A 9,010-nucleotide genomic window follows, 5' to 3' on the forward strand; every position below is an offset into this window, starting at 1 on the left:
CATTTAGATATGCAAAAAATAAAGTATCTATACTTATATACCTTGAGCAAAAATTCCTTATTTTTGTAATTGAAGATGATGGTGTGGGATTTAGTGAAGAATCTCTCAAATCAGCATTAAAACCTTTTTATAAAGATAAGACTTTAAATAATAACAACTCAAATTTTGGCATGGGTCTTTATATATCTAAAGTATTATGTGAAAAACATGGAGGTTCTATTTTTGTTGAAAATAATTTAATTGGTAGTGCTAAAATTACAATAAAGTTCTCAACAAAAGACTAGAGATACTTTAATTTTTAATCTGGATTTATCTGGATTTCCTTGTATAAAACATAATAAACTTTTAAGCTTTATTAACATGCACCCTATAAAAGTAGATAATTAATAAAAGATAAAATCTTAAACATAAATATATTCTTTTTATCTAGAATTTACTTCTATTTATATAAAAAGTTGAGAAAAAATTGAGTTTTATAACTTACACTCTTCTTATACAAAAAAGGAGAGTGTTTTTATGATTATAAAAGCAAAACAATTATCAAAAATATATGGTTCTAATAACAACAAAGTTATTGCATTAAACAATATTGATTTAGAAATAAATACAGGTGAATTTGTTTCTATCATTGGACCTTCTGGAAGTGGAAAAAGTACACTTTTACATATCTTAAGTGGATTGGATAGTCCTACATCTGGACAAGTATTACTTGATGGGAAAGATATGTATAAATATAGTGAAAAGGAACTTTCCACTCTTAGAAGAAAATATTTTGGATTTGTATTTCAACAGTTTAATCTATTGCCTGTTTTGACAGCTTCAGAAAATATTTCAATGCCTGTATTATTAGATAAAAGACAACCTGACAAAAAATACTTAGATGAAATTTCATCATTGCTTAGAATCTCAGATAGATTGCATCATCTTCCACATGAACTCTCAGGAGGTCAGCAACAAAGAGTTGCCATTGCTAGAGCATTAATTGCAAAGCCAAATGTAATATTTGCTGATGAACCTACAGGAAACTTAGACAGCACAAGTGGTAGTGAAGTTATGAATCTTCTTATTAAAACATCAAAGCAATTTAAAAAGACTCTAGTAGTAATAACTCATGATGATAGGATTGCAAAGCTTGCTGACAGACAGCTTTCAATAATTGATGGTATACTTATGGAGGTGAAATAGTAATGAAAAATTACCTTTCACTTTCAATAAAAGAGTTAAAAAACCAAAAACTTATGACTACATTAATTATTATTGCAATAATGATGTCGACTATAATGACAACTGTAGTAGGTCAATCAATTGGTATACTTCAAAATTTAAGAACTGAGCAAGCTCGCTCTTTTAATGGTGATAGACATGTATCCTTTCACCAGCTTAATAAAACTCAAGTTGATAAACTAAAAAAAGATAATAGAATCTATCAAGCTGGTCTTTCAACAACACTTGGTACTAGTAAAATAAAGAATACAGGTATCTCTATACTTGTAAAAGAATACGATAAGGTAGGACTTTCCAACTATCCAAAACTAATGAAATTAAAGTCTGGAAATCTTCCTAAAAATAAAAATGAGATTGCCTTAGATGAAAATACCTTACAGCTTATGGGAATAAAACCAAAGCTTGGTATGACTATTCCTATGGATTTAAATATCTCACTTTTAAATGATACAGAACAACCCTATAGTTATAAAACCAATTTTAAACTAAGTGGTATTTTAGAAAATGACTATACAGGCTATGCAAGTGGAATAGTAAATAGTGTTGTAGGTAAAGGTACATCAGAAAAGCTATTACCTAAAAGATATGCTTTATCATCATTGGATTTTAAAATAAAGCAACAAAATAAATTTCAAGAAATTGTAAATCAATTAGCTAGAAAAGTCAATATTCCTCGTAGTTCAATTCAATACAACTGGGTTTATTTAAATACATTAGGAATTAACTTTGAAGGAAATAAAAACAGTTCCAATAGTGATAGCATATCTATAATTATAGTAATATCTTTATTTGTTGCACTATTAGTACTACTAGCCTCTGGACTTGTAATCTATAATATTTTAAAGATTTCTGTTACAAAGAAAATTAAAGAGTATGGATGTTTAAGAGCAATTGGAGCTGAACCAAATCAACTATATAAAATTATTATTTTACAAATTTTATTTTTATGTGTTATTGCTATACCTATTGGAGCCATAATTGGAATTGTTTCTTCTGAAAGTATAGCTAAAATGGTTACAAATATCTTAAATCCAGATATATTTTTAGTAAATAATACTAAAGAAATGACTGAACTTATACATAAAAATTCAACAGGCTACTTAATACCACTATTATTAAGCGTTGGTATTTCACTAGTATTTTCATTTGTTGCAGCTTTACCATCAGCAATATATGCTTCACATGTTTCTCCTAAAATTGCTATGGCTGGTAACACTACCAAAATCAAAAGAAAAATTAAAATTAAACGAGAAAAACCAATCAAAAACTTCGAAAGACATCTAGCATGGCTAAACCTAAAAAGAAATAAAGGTAGAACTATAATCACTATACTATCATTATTTATGAGTATAACAGTATTTGTTGCACTGAGTGAATTTTCTAATGTATTAGATGTATCCAAATCGGTTAGCGACCTAAAAAAAGGAGATTTTTCTTTAACAAATGAAGTGCCTGGCTTTGATAAATCTACACTTGATAAAATAGTTAACATGAAAAATATCAATCGTACCTCTTTTATCAAATACTCTGAATATAAACAAGGAGAAATAAATACAGATATTAACTTTGAAAATGGTTCTGAAATGTTAAAAGTTATTGGAATTGATGAGCAAACTCTTAAAGAATTAATACCTTCTATCACAGATTCTTTATTAGAGGATTTCAAAAATGGTTCTCTATGCCTTATAAAAAATCCAATTGCTATTTCTACACCAGACACAAAATTTAAGGCTACAAACCTAAAACCAAAGGATAATATTACAATTAATAAAAAACAATTAAAAGTATATAATACTGTAGATAAAATGATTAATTTACAAGGTAATGGTTGGTTAAATGGTATTGATGTTATTGTATATGATACTGTATATGACACCCTAACAAATAAAGATAGATTCAGTCAGATAAATGTTTATGCTAAAGATAAATCAAGTTTAGAAGAAATAAAGTTATCTATTGAACAAATTTGTAAAAACAATCCAGGCTCTCGTTGGATATCGTACATTGAATCAGACAACCAACTTAAAGAAAGTTTTAAACAAATACAATTTTTAGCATGGGCCATTATACTATTTGTAGGATTGATTGGCACTTTAAACATTATTAACACAACTCATACAAACATTAATACTAGAATTAATGAAATTGGAGTTAAGAGAGCTATTGGTATGAGTAACAGTAGTTTATACAAAATGTTTTTATGGGAAGGTTGCTATTATGGAATATTTGCTGCTATATTTGGTTCAATTGCAGGATATGCCAGTGCTGTTATAATAAACATGGCCACTATAGAAAAAATTGATTTTACTAATATCCCAATTATTTCGATTTCACAAGCTACACTTGTTGCTATAATTGCATGTATTATAGCCACTCTTATTCCTTTAAGAAAAATTAAAAAAATGGATATTATTGATTGTATAGATATTATAGAATGATAATAATAAATTAATATCTACAAATAAAACATAATAAATTATCTTTTTCAAATTATAATTCTATAGCTTTTTTGATTATATATCTTTAAGACCACAAATATTGGTATCTCCTTTATTTATGGTCTTTTTTATGTTTTCATTTAGTGTCTATTTACATATTTTCTCATATCTTGGTATATTTTAGAGTTTAAAAGTAGCAAATTAGTAAAAACAGTATATGAGTTTAATACAATTTGTAAAATCAAACACTTTTTATAAAAATCACATTAATTGACTTTTAAATCCACAGTTATCTATTTCTTTTGATTTTCTACAGTCTGTCCTCCAGTAATATAATGAACATCTGTATCTTCTGTGCAATTTATAATGTTGTCAAAGTATATAGGTAAACTTGCTGAAAACAAAAAACTCTTACCTTGCTGAATTTGAAAATGTATATGTGGCTCACTTGTATTTCCGCTATTTCCACAGCTTGCTATTTGCTGTCCTTGCTTTATAAAATCACCTACACTGACTATAAAGCTATCTTTTTTTAAATGTGCTATTGTGCTGTATTCATTTGATGTATGCTTAATCACAATATAATTTCCCCTTATATCCGAAGCAGAGCATTGTACTTCTACTTTATTAGAAATAGGAGTGTCTTCAAAACTATTCTTAATTTCCACTACAATACCATCGGCAGGTGCTATAACAGGTTGATTGTAACAAAAATAATCAGTTACAGAAGTTCTGTTGTTGGAATATGATTTTCCGTTTCTTTCTATAACAAAGTCATAAGCATATCGTTGATTACATATTCCCCAAGAGTGTGAGTTTTCTTTGTCAATTCCTCCATTTGCAACAAGCCATCTTCCATTGAATGGAAGAATATAACCATTCACTGTTTTGTGATTGTAGACATTAGGTAATCGAAATAGATTTCTCAAGTAAATAATTGGTATCCCTATTAACATACCAATGTTTTGAAAAAGAAATTTTAAGTCTTTTACTTCTTGCATATCATCATCACATTTTAATACTAAAATAAGCGATAAAATAAAATCTAAAATAGCAAGTAAGAAAAATAAATAAAAAAGTTCCAACAATTTAATATTTAATATTGTACCAACAATTCCAATACAGCCCATCCAGTACATTTTCTTTATGATTTTAATAACCTTTTGCACAGAAAGCCAACCCCTTATAAATTCCAATTATATTAGTCATATATTACCATATATAGTATTATAAAGTCATTTCTTTTATGCTTTAAGTAAAAATATTTACAAAAAAATAAAGTTGCCAAAGTAAAATTAGATAGAGTTGCCAATTTTACTTTGGCAACTCTATCTAATTTTATATTTATAAGTTATACTTATAAGCTTTACTGTATGTAAATTAACTATACTAAATTTACTCTACCTAATTTAAAGTATTTATTAATCTATAAGATTATATTTCTTTAGACATCTAACATAATTTGCTACTAGATAATAATTATTTATATCATCTTCATCTAATCCTTTAAATACAGTTATTTCATCAGTAAGTTCACTACTCCCTTCCACAAAAACACAGCCTGTTTCAAATTCCATACCCACAACAATAGAACAAGCACTATAAACTTCTTCCTGATTTTCATATAAAGTCTTTGCGTTTCCTTCATTTTGAATTGTAAATACAATAGGTTTTAATTCTTTATTGCTCGGTATCTTTTTTGAAAAAGGTTTATTTAACTTAATATTATTAATGACTACATTGTTAAATTCTTCCGAAGCTTCTTCTTTTAGTGTATATTTTTGTTTTAAATATTCTATTAATTCTAAAGTAGACTTAGAATTTACATTTAAAGTACTTCTATATTTTTCATATACAGATTTCCATTCTCTAACTTTTTGTTGTGATATTTCCTGCGTATCTGTATTTATTTTTTCTTCTGGCATTTTTTTTATATAAAATCTCCATCCCATCTTTATGTAATCTTATTGATACATTTCATTTAAAAACCTTAGTTTATTAATTTTAATATTTCTATCCTACTTCTAAAAACTTTACAAGTCAATGTAATTTTGCTATCTTTGGTTTATAACAGTTTAGAATTAATTTCTTTTATAATGGTAATAGATTAATATTATTTCTGGAGGGCATATTTATGTTTTTAAATAGAATTGAACTTTTCAAAGGATATTCCTTAGATAAATTTAACGAAATATGTGATATATTATCAGTGAATAAAATTGAATATAAATATAAAGTACGCAATAATGTTTACTCTAAAAGACTTTCTAATAATAAAATGGTTCTTGGAAATTTGGGTCAAAAAGAAGACTTTTCCTATGAATACTCAATTTATGTACATAAAGATGATTATGAACAAGCATTTGCTTTAATAAATTCTAAATTTAGATAAGTTATTATTTAATAAACATGACATTCTGTTGTCATGTTTATTGTGCTATTATATTTTTAAAATTCTTTTGCTTTACAATTACTTTTTATAGTATTTAATGCTTAAAATTAAGGAGGTTAAACATATGAAGATAAATATAAAATCAACTTTAAATGAATTTATTAAAAATAATAATCTTTTTGAGGATAATGAAATCTTATCATATCTTCCCAATATAACAATAGATACAGACTCTATAAAAACTATAATGATTAACGAAGTTGTCCCAAGTAATCCTAATGATGATTTTTATAGTTTAGATGAGCATGCTGACTACTTAAAAACTACAATCCCTTTATTCCAAAATGCAGGTACAAAAGTATCTAGTATAAATGAGATTTTAAATCTAGGCATATATATAACTAATGCAGTAAAATTACCTAAATCAGAATATACAATAACTCGTGACACCATTCAATCGCACATGCCTATTTTAGAAGAAGAAATTAAATTATTCAGTAATCTAAAAGTAATAATGTTGATGGGAGATGTAGCAAAAAAATCTTTTAATATGATTACTAAAAAACATACAAAAAAGAATGCAGTTCCTTCTATTTCAACATATAAACTTCGTAATAGCGAACTTTATTATGATAATTTACGAATATTTCCATCATATATTATGACTGGTGGAAACTTATTGATTGAAAAATCAAAATTCGAAATGGCCTCAGAAGATATTCAAAAAATGATAGAACTTATAAAATAATAAAAAAGTGCCTCATCAAAAACGCTTTGAGGCACTCTACTTTTCAAGCTATAATGTATAATTATATTACTCTTTTTTATAGTAAATTTAAATTTTTTTATATTATTTATCACTAAATTTTAATATTGTCCATCATTAAATAAATTAAACTTATCTATTTATCTAAAAATATATCCTTCACAGTAACGTCTGGATGGTGATACTTCTTCCTATCTGTCAAAAACGATTTTTTTATATTAATTGCCTCTTTGGGACACCAATGGAAACAGGCTAAACACCTTTCACACTCATTACCCCACTTTGGCTTTCTGTCAACTATACTTATGTTTTCTAATGGGCAAACTCTTTTGCATGTCCCACACCCATTACACTTATCTTCTGCAAAAAATTTAGTAGTGGCAATCTGCATGTTTTTACCCACTAGACGAAGTGTAAAACTGTCTACATATGACTTTAAATTATTTTTTCCTTCTATCTTTCCACTCTCTAAGTTGTTGATACACTTTGTTATTTCTGACACTCTATTAGTAAAGTTTCTTAGTCTCTCTTCTTCAACATCTAAAGGTGTTGTCAAAGCATTTCCAGGCATATCAATTACAAAACCAGCAGATAGCTCTTTTCCTTTTTTCTTAAGTAATTTGTTTATAGTAAACAAACTATGGCCAGCCACTCCATTACATGTAGCAATAGCATATATATCGGGATTGCTATTAAAATTTAATTTATCTATAAAAGACTTTACTATATCAGGAACATCAGCAAAATAAACTGGAAAAACAATTATCAAGATATCTTCATTTACGTCTATATTTCTTTCTTTTCTATGTATAGCTAAAGGTATTAATTCTCCATTTTCATTTAACATTTCTTTTAAAGTCTTTGAAACTACTAAAGAGTTTCCCGTTCCAGAAAAATAATAAATCTTAGAACTCATCCTTATCCCTCTTTCTATTGTTTTGTATCATCAATGAGTTAAAAAGACTTCTTAAAACATAATTTATACTTATTTACTGAGTTTATCCAAAGCTTCAGTAAATAAAGACAGTTCCTCATCTGAAATAGATTTAAATGTCTCTGTTGCATATATGTCTGCAATTTTATTTAATGGCTCTTCTAATTCTCTGCCTAAATCTGTTAAAAATATTTGAAACTTTCGTCTATCTTTAACATCTACTTTACGAACACTGAACCTCCCATGACTAAAGTCACAGGGTTCCTGCTTCATAGAATTTTGCATACTAAAATATGTCTTACCAATTCTCCACAGGCTATCCCCGTAGTTCCTACGGTTCTTACATAAGTTATCTATTTTAAACTGTTATTAGTCTTAATCCTTCTTTTAGTATATTTATACTTGCATTTATATCTCTATCGTGAGTTACATTACAACAAGGACAAATCCATTCTCTTATATTTAAATTCTTAACTTCCTCGTTTTTGTACCCACATTTATTGCATATTTGTGAACTTGCAAAGAATTTACCTACCTTTACAATTTGCCTACCATACCAATTAGCCTTGTATTCTAATTGGCGAACAAATTCTGACCATGACACATCAGAAATTAAACGAGATAGTTTACGATTTCTAGTCATATTCTTTACTTGTAAATCTTCTATGCAAATAATATCATTTTCTTGTATTAATTTAGTAGATAGTTTTTGTAGAAAATCCTTTCGCCTATTAGCTATATGTTCTTGAAGTCTTGCAACTTTTAATCTTGCTTTATTTCTATTTAAACTACCGATTGTTTTTCTCGATAATTCCCTTTGTAATTTAGCAAGTTTGTTTAATGACTTCTGAAGATACTTAGGATTTTCTATAAATTGTCCACAACTTGAGATACAAAATTCTTTAATTCCTAAATCTAAACCTACCTGATTATTAGTATTTTCAAATGCTTCAATGTCTATATCAGTACAACATAATGATACATAATATTTACCACTTGGCTCCCTAGATACAGTAGCATTAAGTATTCTCCCTTGAGGTACTTGTTTATCCCTTACTTTAACCATACCAAGTTTAGGTAATTTTATATATTGACTAAAGTACATAATATTTCTATTTGTAAAGTTCGTTCTATATGAAAATCTATTAGTTTTCTTTGATTTAAATTTAGGAAATCCTGCATTTTCTTTAAAGAATTTTTTATATGCGTTTTCTAAATCTTTTAAGGTGTTTTGTAGTGAAAATTTGTCAGGTTCT

General features: G+C 27.1%; 10 protein-coding genes. 5 read left to right on the plus strand and 5 right to left on the minus strand.

Annotated elements, in window-relative coordinates:
* The 3 genes from KGF52_RS19080 to KGF52_RS19090 all read left to right on the plus strand — a co-directional run.
* Positions 1-284 (plus strand): ATP-binding protein (locus KGF52_RS19080; RefSeq protein ID WP_227841272.1); only part of this gene is annotated, 284 nt, incomplete at its 5' end.
* A 232-nt stretch (positions 285-516) separates the two neighbouring features.
* Positions 517-1,185 (plus strand): ABC transporter ATP-binding protein, encoded by a 669-nt coding sequence (locus KGF52_RS19085; RefSeq protein ID WP_227841273.1) that lies wholly within the window; start codon positions 517-519, stop codon positions 1,183-1,185.
* 2 nt (positions 1,186-1,187) lie between these two features.
* The gene (locus KGF52_RS19090; protein WP_227841274.1) at positions 1,188-3,662 is read left to right on the plus strand and encodes an ABC transporter permease; all 2,475 of its coding nucleotides are present in this window, start codon (positions 1,188-1,190) and stop codon (positions 3,660-3,662) included.
* Positions 3,663-3,955: 293 nt separating this feature from the next.
* On the opposite strand, the gene KGF52_RS19095 is transcribed toward KGF52_RS19090, so the two are convergent.
* Positions 3,956-4,831 (minus strand): M23 family metallopeptidase, encoded by an 876-nt coding sequence (locus KGF52_RS19095; protein ID WP_227841275.1) that lies wholly within the window; start codon positions 4,829-4,831, stop codon positions 3,956-3,958.
* A 252-nt stretch (positions 4,832-5,083) separates the two neighbouring features.
* Complete coding sequence (locus KGF52_RS19100; protein WP_227841276.1) at positions 5,084-5,614, minus strand: hypothetical protein; 531 nt, start codon at positions 5,612-5,614, stop codon at positions 5,084-5,086.
* A gap of 182 nt (positions 5,615-5,796) precedes the next feature.
* On the opposite strand from KGF52_RS19100, the gene KGF52_RS19105 reads away from it, so the two are divergent.
* Positions 5,797-6,054 (plus strand): hypothetical protein, encoded by a 258-nt coding sequence (locus KGF52_RS19105; protein ID WP_227841277.1) that lies wholly within the window; start codon positions 5,797-5,799, stop codon positions 6,052-6,054.
* A 124-nt stretch (positions 6,055-6,178) separates the two neighbouring features.
* The gene (locus KGF52_RS19110) at positions 6,179-6,802 is read left to right on the plus strand and encodes a uracil-DNA glycosylase family protein (protein WP_227841278.1); all 624 of its coding nucleotides are present in this window, start codon (positions 6,179-6,181) and stop codon (positions 6,800-6,802) included.
* A gap of 154 nt (positions 6,803-6,956) precedes the next feature.
* Here the strand turns inward: KGF52_RS19110 and KGF52_RS19115 are convergent, their stop codons facing one another.
* From KGF52_RS19115 to tnpB, 3 genes are all read right to left on the minus strand, one after another.
* The gene (locus tag KGF52_RS19115) at positions 6,957-7,736 is read right to left on the minus strand and encodes an EFR1 family ferrodoxin (RefSeq protein ID WP_227841279.1); all 780 of its coding nucleotides are present in this window, start codon (positions 7,734-7,736) and stop codon (positions 6,957-6,959) included.
* Positions 7,737-7,805: 69 nt separating this feature from the next.
* Positions 7,806-8,027, minus strand: a complete 222-nt coding sequence (locus tag KGF52_RS19120) for a hypothetical protein (protein ID WP_227830495.1) — start codon at positions 8,025-8,027, stop codon at positions 7,806-7,808.
* Positions 8,028-8,112: 85 nt separating this feature from the next.
* A partial coding sequence (tnpB, locus tag KGF52_RS19125; RefSeq protein ID WP_227841280.1) for an IS200/IS605 family element RNA-guided endonuclease TnpB occupies positions 8,113-9,010 on the minus strand: 898 nt, incomplete at its 5' end.

This window comes from Clostridioides sp. ZZV15-6597 (genome assembly GCF_020657815.1).
Classification (GTDB): Bacteria; Bacillota; Clostridia; order Peptostreptococcales; family Peptostreptococcaceae; genus Clostridioides.

What these genes read in the sequence shown, in the direction of transcription:
- KGF52_RS19085 (WP_227841273.1), top strand. Translation starts at nt 517, where the DNA reads ATGATTATAAAAGCAAAACAATTATCAAAAATATATGGTTCTAATAAC.
- KGF52_RS19090 (WP_227841274.1), top strand. Translation starts at nt 1,188, where the DNA reads ATGAAAAATTACCTTTCACTTTCAATAAAAGAGTTAAAAAACCAAAAA.
- KGF52_RS19100 (WP_227841276.1), bottom strand. Translation starts at nt 5,614, where the DNA reads ATGGGATGGAGATTTTATATAAAAAAAATGCCAGAAGAAAAAATAAAT.
- KGF52_RS19105 (WP_227841277.1), top strand. Translation starts at nt 5,797, where the DNA reads ATGTTTTTAAATAGAATTGAACTTTTCAAAGGATATTCCTTAGATAAA.
- KGF52_RS19110 (WP_227841278.1), top strand. Translation starts at nt 6,179, where the DNA reads ATGAAGATAAATATAAAATCAACTTTAAATGAATTTATTAAAAATAAT.
- KGF52_RS19115 (WP_227841279.1), bottom strand. Translation starts at nt 7,736, where the DNA reads ATGAGTTCTAAGATTTATTATTTTTCTGGAACGGGAAACTCTTTAGTA.
- KGF52_RS19120 (WP_227830495.1), bottom strand. Translation starts at nt 8,027, where the DNA reads ATGAAGCAGGAACCCTGTGACTTTAGTCATGGGAGGTTCAGTGTTCGT.